General features: G+C 72.0%; 16 protein-coding genes. 7 read left to right on the forward strand and 9 right to left on the reverse strand.

Annotated elements, in window-relative coordinates:
- Positions 1 to 105: 105 nt before the first annotated feature.
- Both ACZ7MX_RS03555 and ACZ7MX_RS03560 read left to right on the forward strand, forming a co-directional pair.
- Complete coding sequence (locus ACZ7MX_RS03555) at positions 106 to 303, forward strand: hypothetical protein (RefSeq protein WP_030797773.1); 198 nt, start codon at positions 106 to 108, stop codon at positions 301 to 303.
- Between the two features lie 120 nt (positions 304 to 423).
- Positions 424 to 1,506 carry a PP2C family protein-serine/threonine phosphatase gene (locus ACZ7MX_RS03560; RefSeq protein WP_472129294.1) on the forward strand — a complete coding sequence of 361 codons (1,083 nt, stop codon included), beginning with the start codon at positions 424 to 426 and terminating at the stop codon, positions 1,504 to 1,506.
- Between the two features lie 51 nt (positions 1,507 to 1,557).
- On the opposite strand, the gene ACZ7MX_RS03565 is transcribed toward ACZ7MX_RS03560, so the two are convergent.
- From ACZ7MX_RS03565 to ACZ7MX_RS03575, 3 genes are all read right to left on the reverse strand, one after another.
- Positions 1,558 to 2,772, reverse strand: a complete 1,215-nt coding sequence (locus ACZ7MX_RS03565) for a beta-ketoacyl-[acyl-carrier-protein] synthase family protein (RefSeq protein WP_472128919.1) — start codon at positions 2,770 to 2,772, stop codon at positions 1,558 to 1,560.
- A 184-nt stretch (positions 2,773 to 2,956) separates the two neighbouring features.
- Positions 2,957 to 3,829 carry a serine hydrolase gene (locus tag ACZ7MX_RS03570; RefSeq protein ID WP_472128921.1) on the reverse strand — a complete coding sequence of 291 codons (873 nt, stop codon included), beginning with the start codon at positions 3,827 to 3,829 and terminating at the stop codon, positions 2,957 to 2,959.
- Positions 3,826 to 4,806, reverse strand: a complete 981-nt coding sequence (locus tag ACZ7MX_RS03575; protein WP_472128922.1) for a LysR family transcriptional regulator — start codon at positions 4,804 to 4,806, stop codon at positions 3,826 to 3,828. The genes ACZ7MX_RS03570 and ACZ7MX_RS03575 overlap by 4 nt, the downstream gene beginning before the upstream one ends.
- A gap of 85 nt (positions 4,807 to 4,891) precedes the next feature.
- On the opposite strand from ACZ7MX_RS03575, the gene ACZ7MX_RS03580 reads away from it, so the two are divergent.
- Entirely contained in the window at positions 4,892 to 5,872 is a 981-nt protein-coding gene (locus ACZ7MX_RS03580) for a CE1 family esterase (protein WP_472128924.1), read from the forward strand.
- Between the two features lie 79 nt (positions 5,873 to 5,951).
- A complete protein-coding gene (locus ACZ7MX_RS03585; RefSeq protein WP_472128926.1) occupies positions 5,952 to 7,595 on the forward strand; it encodes a penicillin-binding transpeptidase domain-containing protein in 1,644 nt (547 codons plus the stop codon).
- A gap of 18 nt (positions 7,596 to 7,613) precedes the next feature.
- Here ACZ7MX_RS03585 and ACZ7MX_RS03590 read toward each other — a convergent pair whose 3' ends face one another.
- Genes ACZ7MX_RS03590 through ACZ7MX_RS03600 form a run of 3 tightly spaced genes read right to left on the reverse strand, consistent with a single transcriptional unit; the run spans position 7,614 to position 10,435 of the window.
- Complete coding sequence (locus ACZ7MX_RS03590; protein WP_472128928.1) at positions 7,614 to 8,495, reverse strand: STM4015 family protein; 882 nt, start codon at positions 8,493 to 8,495, stop codon at positions 7,614 to 7,616.
- 54 nt (positions 8,496 to 8,549) lie between these two features.
- Positions 8,550 to 9,197 (reverse strand): response regulator transcription factor, encoded by a 648-nt coding sequence (locus ACZ7MX_RS03595; protein ID WP_472128930.1) that lies wholly within the window; start codon positions 9,195 to 9,197, stop codon positions 8,550 to 8,552.
- A complete protein-coding gene (locus ACZ7MX_RS03600; protein WP_472128932.1) occupies positions 9,182 to 10,435 on the reverse strand; it encodes a sensor histidine kinase in 1,254 nt (417 codons plus the stop codon). Before ACZ7MX_RS03600 ends, ACZ7MX_RS03595 begins: the two co-directional genes overlap by 16 nt.
- Before the next feature lie 154 nt (positions 10,436 to 10,589).
- Here ACZ7MX_RS03600 and ACZ7MX_RS03605 point away from each other — a divergent pair, with 154 nt between their 5' ends.
- Complete coding sequence (locus tag ACZ7MX_RS03605) at positions 10,590 to 11,072, forward strand: hypothetical protein (protein ID WP_472128934.1); 483 nt, start codon at positions 10,590 to 10,592, stop codon at positions 11,070 to 11,072.
- Between the two features lie 45 nt (positions 11,073 to 11,117).
- The gene (locus ACZ7MX_RS03610; protein ID WP_472128936.1) at positions 11,118 to 11,510 is read left to right on the forward strand and encodes a VOC family protein; all 393 of its coding nucleotides are present in this window, start codon (positions 11,118 to 11,120) and stop codon (positions 11,508 to 11,510) included.
- A 15-nt stretch (positions 11,511 to 11,525) separates the two neighbouring features.
- Here the strand turns inward: ACZ7MX_RS03610 and ACZ7MX_RS03615 are convergent, their stop codons facing one another.
- From ACZ7MX_RS03615 to ACZ7MX_RS03625, 3 genes are all read right to left on the reverse strand, one after another.
- Positions 11,526 to 14,081 (reverse strand): SpoIIE family protein phosphatase, encoded by a 2,556-nt coding sequence (locus tag ACZ7MX_RS03615; protein ID WP_472128938.1) that lies wholly within the window; start codon positions 14,079 to 14,081, stop codon positions 11,526 to 11,528.
- Between the two features lie 225 nt (positions 14,082 to 14,306).
- On the reverse strand, positions 14,307 to 14,891 hold the full coding sequence (gene lspA / locus ACZ7MX_RS03620) for a signal peptidase II (RefSeq protein ID WP_472128940.1): 585 nt from the start codon (positions 14,889 to 14,891) through the stop codon (positions 14,307 to 14,309).
- 178 nt (positions 14,892 to 15,069) lie between these two features.
- Entirely contained in the window at positions 15,070 to 16,518 is a 1,449-nt protein-coding gene (locus ACZ7MX_RS03625; RefSeq protein WP_472128942.1) for a glyceraldehyde-3-phosphate dehydrogenase, read from the reverse strand.
- 468 nt (positions 16,519 to 16,986) lie between these two features.
- Here ACZ7MX_RS03625 and ACZ7MX_RS03630 point away from each other — a divergent pair, with 468 nt between their 5' ends.
- Positions 16,987 to 17,418 (forward strand): VOC family protein, encoded by a 432-nt coding sequence (locus tag ACZ7MX_RS03630; protein ID WP_472128944.1) that lies wholly within the window; start codon positions 16,987 to 16,989, stop codon positions 17,416 to 17,418.
- Positions 17,419 to 17,469 lie beyond the last annotated feature (51 nt).

Here is a 17,469-nt window from a genome sequence, read left to right on the forward strand (position 1 = left end):
ACCGGGACCGTCCGCCGAGTCCCACCTGTTCCGGGTGGTGGCATCGGCCGCCGCCGGCCGCACGCTGCTGCTGAACGTGCCCCGGCGGTGGGGAGCAATACGACCATGCGCTACGAATTCCGCGTGACCGGCGACGTCTCGCGTCTCCTGTCCGAGGCGTTCCCCGAACTGCGGACGGAACCGGCCCGCCGGGAGACGCTGTTCTTCGGCACGGTCTCGGACGAGGCCCACCTGTACGGGCTCCTCGCCCGCTTCCAGGACCTCGGCCTCCGCGTCGAGGAGATGCGCCGTCTGCCGGAATGAGGGAGCCTGCCCGGGAGGAGGGACCTGCCCGTCCACGTCCGGGGCAGCGGGCCCGTACCCTCCGGTTTGCGAGCGCGGCCCGGCAGCAGGAGAGACGCGGTGAACGGCCTGCAACCCACGCTGACGAAGGTGCCGTGGATGCTGGCGGCGCTGGTCCTGGGGGCCGGTGTGCTGCTGGATCTCTTGGCGCCCGAGCCGTACACGGGGCTTCCGCTGCTGGCCGCCGCCCCGCTCATCGCGGGTGCCACGCTGTCCTTCCGCTCCGCGTTCGCCGTCGTGTGCGTCACCTGCGTGGTCTCGGTGGCGGTGGACGTCGAACGGGGACGCCCGGCGACGCCGTTGCTGGTCGATCTGGCGGTGGTCGGCTTGATCGGTGTGCTGGCCCTCGTGGTCAACCGGCTCATGGTGCGGCAGGGGCTCGATCTGGCGCGGGCCAGGGACATCGCGGAGGCGGCCCAGCGGGCGGTGCTCCCGGACCCGCCGCGGGAGGTCGGCCCGGTGTGCGTGGCCGCGGGGTACACGGCGGCGCAGGCCGAGGCGCGGATCGGTGGCGATCTCTTCGCGGTCCAGGAGACGCCGTTCGGGGTGCGGATGATCATCGGGGACGTGCGGGGCAAGGGGATCGCGGCCGTCGCCGCGGTGGCCGTCGCGATCGGCGCGTTCCGCCAGGAGGCCGAGTACGCCCCCACCCTGGCCGCGCTGTCGCAGCGGATGGACGAGGCGCTGGCCAGGGAGGCGGCCCGGAGCGGCCCGGTCATCTCGACGGAGGGCTTCACCACGGCCGTGCTGGCCGAGGTCTCCGCCGACGGCGAGGCGCTGAGCCTGGTGAACCGCGGGCATCCACCGCCGTACCTGGTGCACGACGGCCGGATCGTGCGGCTCGACCCGGCCGTCCCGCAACTGCCCCTCGGGGTGGGGCTGGGTGAGCTCGCTCCGGCCGGTGCCGTGCCGGTCGACGGGGTGCGGCTGCCCCCGGGGGCCTCGTTGCTGCTGGTGACCGACGGCGTCACGGAGGCGCGGGACGGGCACGGGACGTTCTACGACCCGGTCTCCTCGGAGCGTCTGCACCGGCGGTTCGACGACCCCGAGGAGCTGGTGGCGGCCCTGACGGAGGACGTCGGGCGGTGGACCGAGGGCGAGCGCGCGGACGATATGGCCATCCTGGTGGTCACCCGGCGGGGCCGCCCTCCCCGCACCCGGTGATACCGGGCGGGGACGGCGGCGGAGGGATCCGCCGGGCCGTCGACCGGTGGATCAGTCGGTGAACACGAGACTGACGTTGTGGCCGCCGAAGCCGAAGGAGTTGGCGAGCGCGGCGTGCCACCGGCCGGTGCGGTTCTCGCCCCGCACCACGTCCAACTCCACCCGGGGATCGAGCCGTTCGAGGTTGCGTACGGCGGGTGCGATGCCGTCCCGGAGGGTGAGCAGCGCCGACAGGGCGCCCACCGCGCCAGAGGCGCCGAGCATATGACCGGTCATCGACTTGGTCGCGGTGACCGGGGCGTGGTCCCCGACGGCCAGGCCGATGGCCCGCGCCTCGGCCAGGTCGCCGGACTCGGTGGAGGTGGCGTGCGCATGGACATGGCCGATGTCCCGGGGGCTCACCCCGGCGTCCCGTAGCGCGGCGCCGATGGCGTGGACCTGGCCCTCCGTGGTGGAGGCCGTGATGTGGTCCGCGCTCGAACCGATGCCGGCCCCGGCCAGCGTGCCGTAGGTGCGGGCCCTCCGGGCGCGGACGAACTCGGCGCGCTCCAGCACCATCACGCATCCGCCCTCGCCCATGACGAAGCCGCTGCGGGCCGCGTCGAAGGGCCGGGAGACGCACTCGGGGTGCTCGTGCTGCGGGGAGAGGGCCTTCATCTGGGCGAAGGCGGCGAGGGTGAAGGGGTGCAGGCATGCCTCCACCCCGCCGGCCACCACCACGTCCGCCCGGTCGGCACGTATCAGGTCCAGCGCCATGGCCAGTGCTTCGGCGCCCGACGCGCAGGCGCTGACCGGGGTGCGGGCGCCGCCCTTGGCGCCGAGGTCCATGCTCACCCAGGCGGCGGGGCCGTTGGGCATGAGCATGGGGACGGCGAACGGCGAGAGCCGGCGGGCGCCGGACTTCTCGAAGAGGTCGTCCTGGCCGAGGGTGGTCAGCATGCCGCCGGTCCCGGTGCCGATGACGACGGCGAGCCGTACCGGGTCGACGTCCGGGGCGCCGGCGTCCTGCCAGGCTTCACGCGCGCTGACCAGGGCGATCTGCTCGACGCGGTCCAGCTTCCGCGCCTGGGCCCGGGACAGCGCGGCCGCCGGGTCGTCGGAGAGCCCGGCGGCGATGTGGACCGGGAGGTCCGCGGCCCACTCCTCGTTCAGGGCCCGCACGCCGGACTTCCCCGCCAGCAGGTTCGACCAGGTCGACGGCGCGTCACCGCCCAAGGGTGTGGTCGCACCGACACCGGTCACCAGCACCTGATCCGTCGCGGCCATCCCTGCTCCTCCAAAATCCATAGGAAACTGACAAGGTCTGCAACGACCTGTCTCGATCATGGCAGCGATCCACCAGCGAAAAGATCGGGAAATGGGATCGATTCGACGACCCCGGAGTTGTGGAAACCGAACAAGGCAGGTCCAGACAAATACCGGGACGGGAAGGCGGCGGCAGGAAGGCCGGCTACGGCGCCCGCAAGGCATCGACGGCGATGCGGGCGGCCGTGCCGATGACGGCGTCGGCCGCGGGCAGGGTGGCGGCGGTGTGGGCGGTGCGGGTGAAGACGGCGACGGCGTAGCGGCCGCCGTCGGGGTACTCGACGACGCCGACTTCGTTGCGCACGGTCGGCAGACTGCCGGTCTTGCCCGCCACGTGCACGTCGTCGAAGGGGAAGCCGGAGGCCATCCGGTGCGGCCAGACCTGTAGGCCGAGGATGCGGCGGATGGCGGTCCCGTGCTCGGGGGTGCAGGCCTCGTCGCGCCACACGGCGCCGAGCAGGCGGGTCATGTCGCGCGGGGTGCTGTGGTTGGTGCGCGCCGGATCGAGGGCCCGGAGCCGGGTGATGACGTGCGGGTCGGTCAGCGCTCGTGCGCCACTGGGGCCGGCGTCCGCCCGTATGGTGGCGAAGAGTTCGCCGAAGGTGTGGACGGCGTGCGTGCCGGCGAGGCCGAGGCGTCGCGTGGTGCGGTTGACGGCGTCGAGGCCGACGCGCCCCAGCAGGAGGTCGGCGGCGGCGTTGTCGCTCACCGCCATCATCAGGTACGCGACATCGCGCACGGACATCCGGACGGGGTCGAGCATCGCGGCCAGTCCGGTGGGGCCCGGCGTGCGGCCGGCCGGCGGGCACTCGATGTGTTCGCCGAGGTCCAGGGCGCCCGTAGCGGCCAGTTGGTGCAGGGTGACGAGCAGACAGAGTTTGTGGACGCTGGCGGTGCAGACCAACTGGTCGGCGCCCGCATCGAGTTGTGCGCCGGAGTCGATGTCGAGGGCGTGCAGCCAGCCGGTGACACCGGCTTCGGCGAAGGCCGCCCGGATGCGGGCGGGGGTGTCGGTCACAGCCAGTACTCCGATGCCGGGCGAAGGTGCAGCGGTCGCGAGGGCACCTCGGCCCGCGCGCCGGCGGTCGTGCGCAGCGCCTGCGTGGCCGCGTCCGCGAACGCGCCCACGGCGGCGTCGCCACGCCCCTTCGGCCAGGCCACGGAGTGCCGCCAGGCCAGCGGGGCACCGGCGAGCGGACGCCACACGACCCCCGACCCGGTGTCCGCGCCCGGGTCGCGGACGTCCGCGGGCTGGGTGTCGTACGGGCCGAAGGCCACCGCCCCGGCGGACAGGACCAGCCCGCGGACGAAACTCGCGCCCTGGCCGTGCCGGACGGCGGCGGGGGTGAAGCCGTTGCGGGCGCAGGTGGTCAGCAGGTCGTCGTACAGCGCCGGGGCGCTGGTGCGGGGGAAGAGGATCAGGTCGTAGCCGGTGAGCGAGGCGAGCGGCACCTCGTCGAGCGCGGCCGCGGCGGCGCTGTGCGGCAGCAGCACCCCCAACTCCCGGCGCAGGACCGGGCCCAGCTCCAGACCGGCGACGTCGCAGGGGTGGTGGATGACGCCGACGTCCAGGTCCTGCGAGGCGAACCGGGCGAGTTGCTGAGCGGTGGACAGCTCGTGCAGCTCCAGTTCCAGGCCGGCACGGCGCCGGGGGAAGTCCGCCAGGACCGCGGCGACGGTCTCGCCGGCGAGGTCGGGCAGCAGGGCGGCGCGCAGCAGGCCGGTCTCGCCGTCCCGGATGCGGCGGGCGGTGGCCATGAACGCCTCGGACCGGCCGAGGAGTTCACGGGCCTCCGCCAGCAGCAGCGTGCCGGCTTCGGTGATCGTCACCTGCCGGCTGGTGCGCTCGAACAGCCGGACCCCCAGCTCCCGCTCCAGCCGCTGGATGCGTTGCGACAGCGGCGGCTGGGCGATGCCGAGCCGGGCCGCGGCACGGCCGAAGTGTGACTGTTCTGCAACAGCCACGAAGCACTCCAGATGCCGAACCAGGTCCATGGCCAGCGATCATATCGGCAATTGATTGATCCGAGATCGATATCGGTCTTGGACAGGATGCAGTGGGCATTGCTCTCCTCAAGGCATGGATGCCTTCCCCACGCCGCGCCGCGGCCGCCCCGCCCGCGCCTGGTACCTCGCCCTCGCCCTGCTGCTCGGACCGGCCCTCGCCGGATGCGGTACGACCGAGCGGCCGGAGTCACCCGCCAAGGCCGCCGACTCCCCGGCCCCCAAGGCCGACACCGCCCACCAGCAGTTGCGGGTGGACGGCCGCACGCGGGAGTACCAGCTGCACCGTCCCACCGTGCCCGACGGCCGGTCCCTGCCCCTGGTCATCGCCTTCCACGGCCGCGGCTCGACCGCCTCGTACCTGCGCGAGCAGACCCGCCTGGACGAGGACGCCAGGGCCCGCGGCATGCTGATCGCCTACCCCGAGGGCCTGGACAAGCTGTGGGGAGCCGGCACCCGGGCGACCGCGCGGCGGCCGGATCCGGACCTCGACGTGCGGTTCACCAAGGCCCTCATCGCCGAACTGGTGCGCACGGAGCGGGCCGACCCCAAGCGGGTCTACGTCGTCGGGTTCTCCAACGGCGGCTCGATGGCCCTGCGCGTGGCGGCCCAGAGCCCCGGCCTGCTGGCGGGAGCGGCCGCGGTGTCCGGCGAACTCCCCACCGGGAACGCCGCGGTCAAGCCCACCGGATCCGTGCCCCTCATGATCATTTACGGCGCCGACGATCCCGTGCGCCCGCTCGCCGGCATGCCCCACCCCTCCCCGGCCCCCGCCGGCGAGGAACCGGTCACCCCGACCATGTCGGCGCACGACAGCGCCGCGGCGTTCGCGGCGGCGGGCGGGGCCACCGCATCGGCCCCCTCGACCACCAAGGCCGCGGGTTACGACCGCACCGTATGGCGCCTGGCGGCCCCCGGAGCGACCGTCCAACTCCTCGTCATGCACAACGCGGGACACAGCTGGCCGGGCTCGCGCATCAAGCCGCCGGCGGGCTTCGGACGCACCAGCACCGCGCTGAACGCGACCCGCACGATCCTCGATTTCTTCCACCTCTGAACCCCGGACTCCGGCCCGCCCGGCCGACCGGCCCAGACGCCGCGACCGACCAACCTCCCTGCCAGACAAGGACTTTCCGATGCCCCGATCCGGCTACGCCGCCTCCGCCACTACCCGCCGTCGCAGACCGCGCCCCGTGGTCCGCACCGTGACCTCGGTGGCGGTGGTGAGCGCGGTCGTCGTGGGCGGGTCCTACGCGGCCGGGCTCGGCCCCTTCGCCCGGGGCGCCACCGACCCCGAGCCCGCGGCCCTGGCCCAGGCGCGGGCGTTCCTCGCCGACTGGGCCGCCGGGCGCCTGCCGAACGCGGCCGGCCGCACCACCAGCCCCGCCACGGCGCAGGAAGTGCTGCGCAACTTCACCGCCGGCCTCGACATCCGCCGCCCCACGCTGACCGCCGCGGCGGCGCCCACCCAGTCCGCGGACGACACCGTCGACGTGCCGTTCACCGCCACGATGCCCATAGCCGGCCTGGGCACCTGGACGTACCGGTCGAAGCTGCCGCTCCGTCAACAGTCCGACGGCAGCTGGAAGGTGGCCTGGTCGCTGTCGGTCGTCCATCCGCGGCTGAGCGGCACCAAGAGGTTCCACCTCGAACGCGAGGACACCGGCGCCGCCCCGGACGTCACCGACCGCACGGGCGCGTCCCTGTCGGCCGCCAGGTTCCCCTCGCTCGGCCCCGTTCTGCACCAGCTCGACGCCGGTACGGGCGGCGGCGCGCGCGGGGCGATCCAGCTCGTCGACCGGACCACCGGGAAGGTCGAACGCACGGAAGCCACCTTCGCGAAGAAGCCCGACCGGCCGGCCCACCGGCCCGTCCGCACGACGCTCGACGCCACCTGGCAGGCCGCCGCGGAGAAGGCCCTCGCCTCCGGTGCCCACGGCAGGAACGCCTCGCTCGTCGCCCTGCGGATCGACAACGGCGAGATTCTCGCGATGGCCAACTCCCCGTCGTCCGGCTTCAACCGTGCCGTCTCCGGCACCTATGCGCCCGGCTCCACATGGAAGATCGTCACCAGCAGCGCCCTGCTGCTCAAGGGCGCCGTCGCCCCCTCCGACGTCGTCGACTGTCCCAAGTACCTCACAGTGGGCAAGGAGTTCCACAACGTGGAGACCTCCGAACACCGCAACGCGACCTTCCTGAAGGACTTCACCGAGTCCTGCAACACCGCCTTCATCAGCCTGCGCGGCAAACTCGGCGACCGGGAACTGGGCGACGTCGCCGGCAAGTACTTCGGCGTCGGCCAGAAGTGGCACGTGGGCATCGCCTCGTACGACGGGTCCGTGCCGGTGCCGCGCGACGAGACCGAACAGGCCGCCTCGATGATCGGGCAGGGCAGGATCCAGGCCAACCCGCTGATCATGGCGTCGGTCACCGCCACCGCGGTCTCCGGCACCTTCCACCAGCCTTCGATCACCCACGGGAACCGGGACACGACGACCACCACACCGCTGCCCCGCAAGGTCGTCACCCCACTCCGCACGATGCTGCGCACCACCGTCACGGACGGCACGGCGCGGATCCTGGCCGGTCTGCCCGGCGACATCGGCGCGAAGACCGGCACCGCCGAGGTCTCCGACGACGAACCCAACAACGGCTGGCTCGCGGCCCACCGCGGCAACGTCGCCGTTGCCTGTGTCGTCGAACAGGGAGTGACCGGCGGCGGCTCGGCCGGTCCCGTCATCCGCGACCTGCTGAGCGCCGTGCCCACCGATCCCTCGTGACGGCAGCGGCCGCCCCGCTCAGAAGTCCCGCCCGTCCGCGACCAGGTTGTAGGCCTCGTCGAAGGGACCGTGGAGTTCGCCGCGGGCCGCGCTGAGGTCGATGTCCGTGGTCGGGTGGGCGGCCCGCAGCCGCTCCATCATGGCGTCGGAGAGAAAGTGGTGATGCAGGTCGAGCCGCTCCAGGTGGGTCAGCGGCCGGCCGGTGAGCAGGCTTTCCGCGCCCCGGTCGGTGAGCGTGCCCAACGCCAGGCTCAGCGACCGCAGCCGGGGTACGACGGGGGCCTTCGCGATCTCCTCGGCGATCTCGTCCTGGATGTCGCTGTTCTCCAGGCCGAGGGACCGCAGTGCGGGCAGCCGCTCACCGCTGAGGATCGGCGCCAGGTCGCCTGCGTCGGCCACCTCGCCCTCGCCGTCATCGACACCGAGCCAGAGGTCCAGACGTTCCAGCCCGGGCAGGTCGCTGGCCGCCACCGCCCGCAGCACGCCGGACGGCAGACAGCAGGACTCACACCGCAAGGTCTTCAGCACGGGATGGCGGAACGGGCTCAGCTCCCACCCCTGCTTTCCCCGCACGTCCAGCCTCTCCAGCAGGGGGAAGCGTTCGAGGACGGGTGTGAGGTCGGTCTGGTAGATGCAGGAGAAGTCCTGTTCGTCCCCGAGGAACAGCGCCCGCAGCCGCGGGAACCGCTCCGCGGCATCGAGCAGATGCGTGGCGGCGGCCGGGCCGTCGAAGCCCGTGAAGCCCAGGACCAGGGTGGTCACCCGGGTGGTGTCGACGGTCTGCACGAAGCGCTCGAAGACCTCGGGGAATTCGGGCGGTCCGGAGACCGCAGCGCTGAGATGCCAGGCCCGTCCTTGCGGGTCGGCATCGGCAGCACCGTCCGGATCGAATTCCGTCACCGGTTGGCCGTGGAATTCCCCGGTGCGCCGATACCCGTACATCAATGCTCCCGTTCACGCCTTGTTCAGATAGGCCAGGACCGCGAGGACGCGGCGGTTGTTGTGGTCATCGTCGGTGATGCCGAGTTTGCCGAACATCGAGGTGGTGTACTTGCTGATGGCGCTGTCGCTGAGGAAGAGCCGCTGGGCGATGGCCTGGTTGGACAGTCCTTCCGCCATCAGGCCGAGCACGGAATGTTCGCGTGCGGTGAGCCGTTCCAGGCGGCGGTTCGAGGAGCCGCTGGACAGCAGTTTGGCGATGACGGCCGGGTCCATCGCCGTCCCGCCGCCGGCCACGCGTTCCAGCGCATCGATGAATTGATCGGCGTCGAACACGCTCTCCTTGAGGAAATAGCCGATGCCGCCGGCGCCGTCGGCCAACAGCTCGCGGGCATACAGCTGTTCCACGTGCTGGGAGAGGACCAGGACCGGCAGCCCGGGCAGTTCGCGGCGGGCGGCAAGGGCCGCCCGCAGGCCCTCGTCCGACTGCGCCGGCGGCATGCGGACGTCGACGACGGCCACATCCGGCCGCCACGTCAGCAGCGCATCGAGCGTCTCGGGTCCGGTGGACGCGGTCGCCACCACCTGGTGTCCGTACGCCTCGATGAGGCGGACCATCCCGTCGCGCAGGAGGTAGAGGTCTTCGGCTACAACGATTCGCATGGCACCACCATTCTTGCGCAGGTCGGGCCGCCTGCCGGACTGCTGATCTCCAGGGTGCCGTCGAAGACCGCGAGACGGCGGCGCAGCCCCGCAAGTCCCCCGCCCGCACGCTCGCCGGCTCCGCCGCGGCCGTCGTCCTCCACCTCGACGACGAGGCCGGTGCCGTCCCGTGCGAGGGAGATCCGGGCCCGGGTCGCCCGGGCGTGCTTGACCGCGTTGGTCAGCAGTTCGGCGATACCGAAGTAGACGGCGGACTCGATCGGCGGGTCCAGGCGGAGCCGGAGGTCGGCGTGGACGTCCGCTTCCAGCGGGCTGTCCAGGGCGAGGGCGCGCACGGCGTCGATCAGCCCGCGCTCGTTGAGCACCGGTGGGTTGATGCCCCGGACCAGTTCGCGCAGTTCGGTCAGTGACGTGGCGGCGCCGGCCCGTGCCTCCCGCATCAGTGCCTTGGCCCGGTCGGGGTCGCTTTCCATCAGCTTCTCCGCAGTCGCCAGGGAGAGCCCGAGCGAGACCAGGCGGGCCTGCGCACCGTCGTGCAGGTCCCGCTCGATCCGGCGGATCTCCGCGGCCTGCGCGATGGTCGTGTCCGCGCGCTGGGCCGTCAGCTCGTCCACCCGGTCCGCCAGCGCCATCGCGGGCGACGGGCGCAGGAAGCGGACGGCCACCGGCTCGACGGTGCGCCAGGCGTACGGGGCGGTCGCGACGGCCAGGACCAGGCCGAGCACCCCGGCCAGGCGCAGGGGGAGCTCCGACCGGCCGAAGCCGAGGACCGCCGCCGCGACTCCGGCCGGCGGGACGGCCGCGGTCACGCCGATGGTGAGCGGTGCGATCGCCATGAACCGCAGGTCGCGCCAGGTCGCGGGATCGCTCCACCAGAGCCGCCAGCGCTGCTCCTGGCGGGCGTCCCGGCTGCTGCGCCGGTAGGAGAACCCGTTCCACCAGTATCCGGTGGACATCCGCACCACCGGCTCGGCCTGCCGGTATCCGGCGGGGATGACGGTGCCCGTCCACTTCGCGACGAGGTGGCGGACCGTCCGGGAGAACGGCCTGGACACGGCGAACGTGCCGATGCCCGCCCACACGAACACCGCTGTCCACGCCCATGGGTTCCCCGCCCACCAGACCCCCAGCACGACGGCGGCCCACACGGCCGGCACCAGCATGCTGACGGCCGCCACCCCACACGCCCGGACGAACCCCACCCCGGCACCCGCCACCCACAACCCCAGTTTTCGCATGACCGTCCCTTGTCGCTTCTCCACGCCAGTGCTTCCACTCTGCGCTGCGCACAGCCTGATCCCCGCCGGATCGGCCCGATAGTGGGTCTGACCCCACCCACCCGTACGTCCAGGCGCATACCGCGCCGCTCATGGGCTCCCTAGCGTCGACACCATGACGACGACACGAAGCACGAACGACACCAGCACCCACGCCCTGGGCACCACCGGCCACCCCTCGGCCGCTGCGGGCCACCTCCAGCATCCGCGCACCCAGCGGGACTTCGGCACGGCGAAGAACCTCGTCGCGGCCTACGGTGCGCTCAGCACCGTCGTCCTGAGCACGGTCGCCGTCCTCGCGAGCACGGGACATCCGGTGACCTCGTTCATGTGGGGCCGATCGGGCGGAGTGCTCGCGAGCGCCGCGGTGATCTACTGGATGACCGTCCTCGCCGCACGCGGAACCCGATGGGCATACGTCCGCGTGCGCATCCTCTCCGTCCTCATGCCGATCGTGATCGTCGGCATCGATCTGATCCCCGGCATCTGTCCGCCGTGGTTCGCCCTGAGCCAGGCCGCCTCCGCCCTCCCCCTCGCCGCAGCCGCTTTCGTCAGCAACGGGTCCCGACTGCGGGCTGCCTTCCCCAAGAGCTCCTAGGAACGGATCTTCTGACAACGCCGTTGTGCCTGCCAAGATCCAGGCATGGCAGGCACTCATCCGAAGATCAAGGACCTCATCATCGACTGTGTGGACCCGGAACGGCTGGCCGCGTTCTGGGCGGAGCTCCTCGGGAGACCGGTCGCGGCCAGAACGGGCCCGTACGTCTGGCTCGCCCGTGGCGAGGGCCCGGGCATGGGCTTCCAGAAGGTCGCCGAGCCCAAGGGCGGCAAGAACCGCCTCCACTTCGACCTGGCCTCGGCGGACCCGGCGGCCGAGCAGGCGCGGATCGAGGCGCTCGGCGGCCGGCGGCTCGACGCGTACACGGCGGGCGGGTTCCTGGTCATGGCCGATCCCGAGGGGAACGAATTCTGCGTCATTCCGCCCGGGCCGTTCGAGGTCGACGACGACGGGCACGCGCACTACCTCGGCGGCTGAACGCCTCCTCCGTGGCTATCGGCCCGTCACCGCCGGTCGGTATTCGGTGAGCAGGAGGGCGATGTCGTCGGCGCGGTAGGAGGAGCGCTGGGCGTGATGGAGGAGGCGGTCGGCGAGTTCGTCGAGGGAGTCGGCGCGGGCGTGGGCCATCGAGGCGCGGAGGTGGTCGATGCCCACGTCGATGGGGATGCCGCGTTCCTCGACCAGGCCGTCGGTGTAGAGGGCGAGCGTGGAGCCGGGTGGCAGGTCGACGGGGGTTTGCGGATAGTCGCTGGAGTGGTCCACGCCGAGGAGGGGGCCGGTCTCCAGTTCCAGTACGTCGGTGTGCCCGTCGGGATGGCGGAGCAGGGGCGGCGGGTGACCCGCCCGGACGGCCCAGGCACGGTGGCCGGCGGGGTCGAGATGGAGGTAGCAGCAGCTGGCGAGGAGGCCGGTGCCGAGGTCGATGAGGGTGCGGTTGGCGCCCGCCAGGACATCGCCGGGAGCGTGCCCCACCGCGACGAACGCCCGTACCGCGCTGCGGAGTTGGGCCATGGTGGCGGCCGCCGCGATGCTGTGTCCCTCGACGTCCCCGATGACCAGGGACACGCCCTCGCCGGCCGGGATGACGTCGTACCAGTCACCGCCGATGTCCATGCCGCTGGTGCAGGGGAGGTAGCGGGCCGTCGTCCGCAGGTCGGGGAGGACCGGGAGCCGGTGCGGCAGCAGGGCCTGCTGGAGGCCGCGGGCGAGGGCGAATTCGGAGTCGTAGAGCCGTGCGCGTTCCAGGGCCTGGGCGATCAGGCCGGCGAGCGCGGTGAGGACGCTGCGGTCCTTGGCCGTGAAGTGATGGATCTCGTCGAAGCCCAGGACGCAGGTGCCGGCGGGGCGGCCGGAGGCGATCAGTGGAAGGTACGCCCAGGAGTTCACCCCGCCGACCGGGATGCCGGGGTAGCCCTGGGAGAGGCTCTGCTGTGACTCGATGAAGAGCGGGACGCCGGAGGTCAGGGTTTCCGTGCCGGGCAGCGGCGCGTGCAGCGGCATGCCGTGCAGCCAGTCGAGGAAGCCTTCGTGGTGGCCGGTGTGGAAGATCAGCTGCATCGTGCCGTCGCGGACCGCGTAGAGGGCGAGTTGCTGGCCGCCGAACGCCGGGAGGAGCTGCTCGGCGACGACTTCGCAAACCTGGTGCGTGGTGACCGCCTCGGTCAGCGCACTGCCCAGTTGCAGGACGTGGTACATGACGCCCAGCCGGGCCGGTGCGGCAGCCGCGGTGGTGGAGGGGGCCGGCGCGGTCGGCTGTGGCGGTGCGGTCGCGGTGGGCGGCCCGGCGGGTTCGGGGGCGGCGTCAGGGCGTCCGGTGGGAACGACCCGGCCGGTGACGCCGCTCGGGTCGGGGTGGAGGGAGAAGGCGAGCCACTGGTCGGGCGGGCGGCAGACGAGGAAGGACGTCGGCGTCTGCGAGACCATCGCGGACCGGTGCTGGTACTCGATCGCTGGGTCGGACAGCCACGGCAGGGCGTCCCACAGGCAGTGCCCGACCACCTCCTCGTCGCTGACGTCCAGCAACTGCTCCAGGCTGCGGTTGGCGTAACTGACCCGGCCGTCGGGGGTGAGGGAGAACAGTCCGTCCCGCAGACGCTCGACCGCCGCGGCCGCCGCGCGGCCGGCCCGTGCGTCGATGACCACTCCGACGAGGTGGGTGCGCGCCCGCTCGTCCGGCAGATCGGGGACCCGGCCCCAGAGCACCACGGTGCGGTACCCCTCGCTGCTGCCGTGACCCTCCCCGCCGCCTTCCGCGCCACCGCCCGGCCCGGCGCCCGCGCCCTCGCGTACCCGCAGGGTCCGGGACACCACCCGTCCCTCGGCAGCCGCCGTACGGGCCGCGGCACGGAACGCGGCACGGTCACCGGGATGGAGACGCGAGGCCAGGGTGTCCGCCCGCGCGTCGAAGGTTTCGGGGTCCAGGCCGAAGATCGCGCAGAAATCGCCGTCCGCGGTGACGGTGCCCGCGGCCAGGTCCCAGTCGAACAGACCGGCCCGCACGGCCGGGGCGGAGGGGGACGGCGTCTCGACCGGGGCCGTGCCCGCATCGCCCTCCAAGGGGTCGCCGGTGCGGTCCCGCAAGGCCGCCAGGGATGCGCCGAGGCGGTTGGCGACGGCCCGCAGATGGCGCCGCTGGGTCTTGGTCAGCCCGTCGCTGCCGGGCGGCGCGGCCCATACGACCGCGAGCGCACCGAAGGTCTCCCCGCCCGCGCCCACCGGCACGGAGCAGGAGCCGAAGGCGTACGGCAGGGCCACCGCGAGCTGGGGGAAGCGGCGCATGGTCTCGTCGGCGTCGGCCAGGTGGACCGTGCGCCCGGAGCCGTACGCGACCGCGACCGGTATCGGGCTGCTCACCGGAATGAGGCCCCAGCCGCCCAGCAGGGACGGCGGCACCCCGCAGGTCGCGGCGAGCACCAGGGAACGGCGGTCACGGGAACGCAGGAAGACGCTGCCGGCGTAGGCGCCCGCCCCCTGAACGGCCTTGACGGCGGCTGCCGCCAGCAGGTCGTCGCGCTCCGCCGTCTCCTCGCGCACGGTCGACCGGCCCATGCCTCCAGTGTGCGCAGAGGCGGGCCCGGCGGCCCAGACGGTGACCCGATGCGAGGGGTCGACTACCGGGGGTGCGCGAGGGGTATCGGGAGGCCGAAGGCACCGGGCGGCCCGATCAGTGCCTGGGCGAGCGTCTGCCGACGAGGCCGCTTGTCCGTGTGGGCGTCGGGGCAGCGGGTGCCAGAGCTGCACGCGGCAGGGCCGCGCGTGTCAGGGCTTCGTGTGTCAGGGCTGCGCGGGCGCGGAGGGGCCCTTGTCGGCCAACTCTTCGCGGGGTTGGCCCAGTTCCCACCCTCGGAAGGTGAAGAACACGATCAGGACGCCCCCGCAGACGATCGCCCAGTCGGCGAGGTTCATCACGCTGAAACCGCGGACGGAGAGGAAGTCGACCACCGCGCCCCGGAGTTGGCCGGGAGACCGGAAGAGACGGTCCGTCAGGTTTCCCAGTGCGCCGCCCAGCAGGAGACCCAGGGCGATCGCCCACGGGACGCTGTAGAGACGGCGCGCCAGACGAACGATCGCCAGGGCGACGGCCACAGCGATCACCGTGAAGACGACGGTACTCGCCCCGCCCATTCCGAACGCCGCACCGGAATTGCGTATCACCCGCAGCTGCAGCCAGGTACCCAGCACGTTCACCGGGTCGTGGTGTTCCAGCTTCGCCACCACGGCCAGTTTGCTGAACAGGTCGACCGCGTAGGCCAGGCACGCCACCGCCAGGAGGAGCGGGATACGCCGTTTGCCGTGGGTTTCCGCTTCCCCGCGCTCGCCCCGGTCACCCGCCGCCGCGCCCCGCCCCGGATTCGTCACTTTCGGTCCCCTCGACGTCTGTATGTCCCGCCCATGATCGCGCATGCCGCCCGCGGGGCCGGGGCATACCCCGCGACTCGCTCCGCCCGGCCCGAACACCTCCGGCCCGCCTTCCGGAAGACCGGAAGACAGGCCGGATCAGAGGGAGCGGAGAGGTGCGACCGGACGGTCCGCCGGATCAGACCGCCGGCGGGACCGGGTAGGTCGGGTACTCCACCCCGGAGACGTGCTGGACGACGCGGATCACCTGGCACGAGTAGCCGAACTCGTTGTCGTACCAGAGGTAGAGGATCGCGTTGTCGCCGTCGACCTTGGTGGCGCCGGCGTCCACGATCGAGGCGTGGCGCGAGCCGACGAAGTCCATGGAGACGGCGTCGGGGGCGGTGGTGAAGTCGATCTGGCGCTTCAGCGGCGAGTGCAGGGAGACGCCGCGGAGGTATTCGAGGACCTCCTCGCGGCTGGTCTCGCGGCCGAGCCGCAGGCTGAGGATCGCGATCGAGACGTCCGGCACCGGCACCCGGATCGAGCTGCCGGTGATCGGCGCCTTGAGGTCGGGCAGCGCCTTGGCGACGGCCGAGGCGGCGCCGGTCTCGGTGATGACCATGTTGAGCGGCGCGGAGCGGCCGCGGCGGTCGGCCTTGTGGTAGTTGTCCAGCAGGTTCTGGTCGTTGGTGAACGAGTGGACGGTCTCCACGTGGCCGCGCAGCACGCCGTACTCGTCGTCCATCGCCTTCAGCGGCGGCACGATCGCATTGGTGGTGCAGGACGCGCAGGACAGGATCTGCTCGTCCGGCTTGATCGTGTCGTGGTTGACGCCGTGCACGATGTTCGGCACGTCGCCCTTGCCCGGGGCGGTCAGGACGACCTTCTCGACACCGGGGCGCAGGTGCTTCGACAGGCCGTCGCGGTCGCGCCACTTGCCGGTGTTGTCGATGAGGATGGCGTCCTTGATGCCGTACGCCGTGTAGTCGACCTCCGAGGGGTCGTTGGCGTAGATCACCCTGATCGCGTTGCCGTTGGCGATGATCGTGCTGTTCGCCTCGTCGACGGTGATCGTGCCCTGGAACTGGCCGTGGATGGAGTCACGGCGCAGCAGCGAGGCCCGCTTCACGAGGTCCTGCTCGCCGCCCCCGCGGACGACGATGGCGCGCAGCCGCAGGCCGTTGCCCGAGCCGGCCTTCTCGATGAGCAGGCGCGCGACGAGGCGGCCGATGCGGCCGAACCCGTAGAGGACGACGTCCCGCGGTGCGCAGCGCTCGATCTTGTCGGCACCCGTGGCACCGGCGACGGCCTCGGCGGTGAACTCCGCCACCGAGAGGCCGCGGTCGTCGGCCTTGTACATCGCGGCGAGCATGCCGAGGTCGATCTGGGAAGGACCGAGATCGAGCGCGGCGAGGGCCTGGAGGAACGGCATCGTCTCGGTGACCGAGAGCTCCTCACCGGCGATCTGCCGGGCGAACCGGTGCGTCTTGAGGATGCTGACCACCGACTTGTTCACCAAGGAGCGGCTGTGAAGCAGGACCGTGACGTCCCGCTCCCTCTGCAGCTTCCCGATGATCGGGATCATCGACTCCGCGATCTCCTCGCGGTTTATCCAGTTGGTGAACGAGTCGTCGTTGACAGTCACAGGTTTATCTTTCGAGCTAGGCGGTGCTCATATGCTAACCCCTCGACTTTTTGATCATTCAAGCGGTCCCACCTGAACGGCACCCCGCCATGGCGCCCATGACGCACCGGTGAGCGAAATGTCCCCATTTGCCGCATAACTACAGTGCGCTGTGAGGCGATTCACCCCCTCCACCCGGTCGCGCTCCCGGCCCCGGGCGGCACCCGATGCGACCCGCCTCCCCCGGCCCGACGGACCACCACACCGCGCGGACCGAAAAACGCGGTTGCTCCAGCACGCCGATGATCACTAAGGTCAGCCGGGTGACTGCCGGGTCGGCCATGGGCCATTCCACAGTGAGGCTCCCGGCCTCGGCGTGAGCACGAGGCGGGCAAGAGCCCCGCCCCCTTTCTCCGCGTCTTCTCGCTTCCGGCGCCCCCACGCGGCGCCCTTCCCAGCACTTACCAAGACCCGGAGAAACGCCCCACCATGCCGTACGACCCGAACCAGCACCCCCACACGTCCGAGCCGGCGACCGCCGTCGCCCAGCTCAACCACACCGCCGTCTACGCCAGCGACCGCCGGCTGTCGGCCGAGTTCCTCGCCGCGATCCTGGGCCTCAAGGTCAGCGCACCGTTCGGCCCCTTCCTTCCCCTCGACCTCGGCAACGGCGTCACACTCGACTACTTCGAGAAGCGCGACGAACCGATCCAGCCGCAGCACTACGCCTTCCTCGTGCCGGACGCGCAGTTCGACGCCATGATCGACCGTCTCGAAACGGTCGGCGTGACCTACTTCGCCGACCCCCACCACACCGAACCCGGCCGGATAAACCGCCTCTTCGGCGGCCGCGGCGCGTACTTCGCCGACCCCGACGGCCACAACATGGAGATCATGACCCGGCCCTACATCCGCCCGTAGGGTCGTCGCCACGCCTGCCGGTCCGGGTCAACGCCCGGGCCGGCAGGGCCG

The organism is Streptomyces sp. NPDC107765, assembly GCF_055657085.1.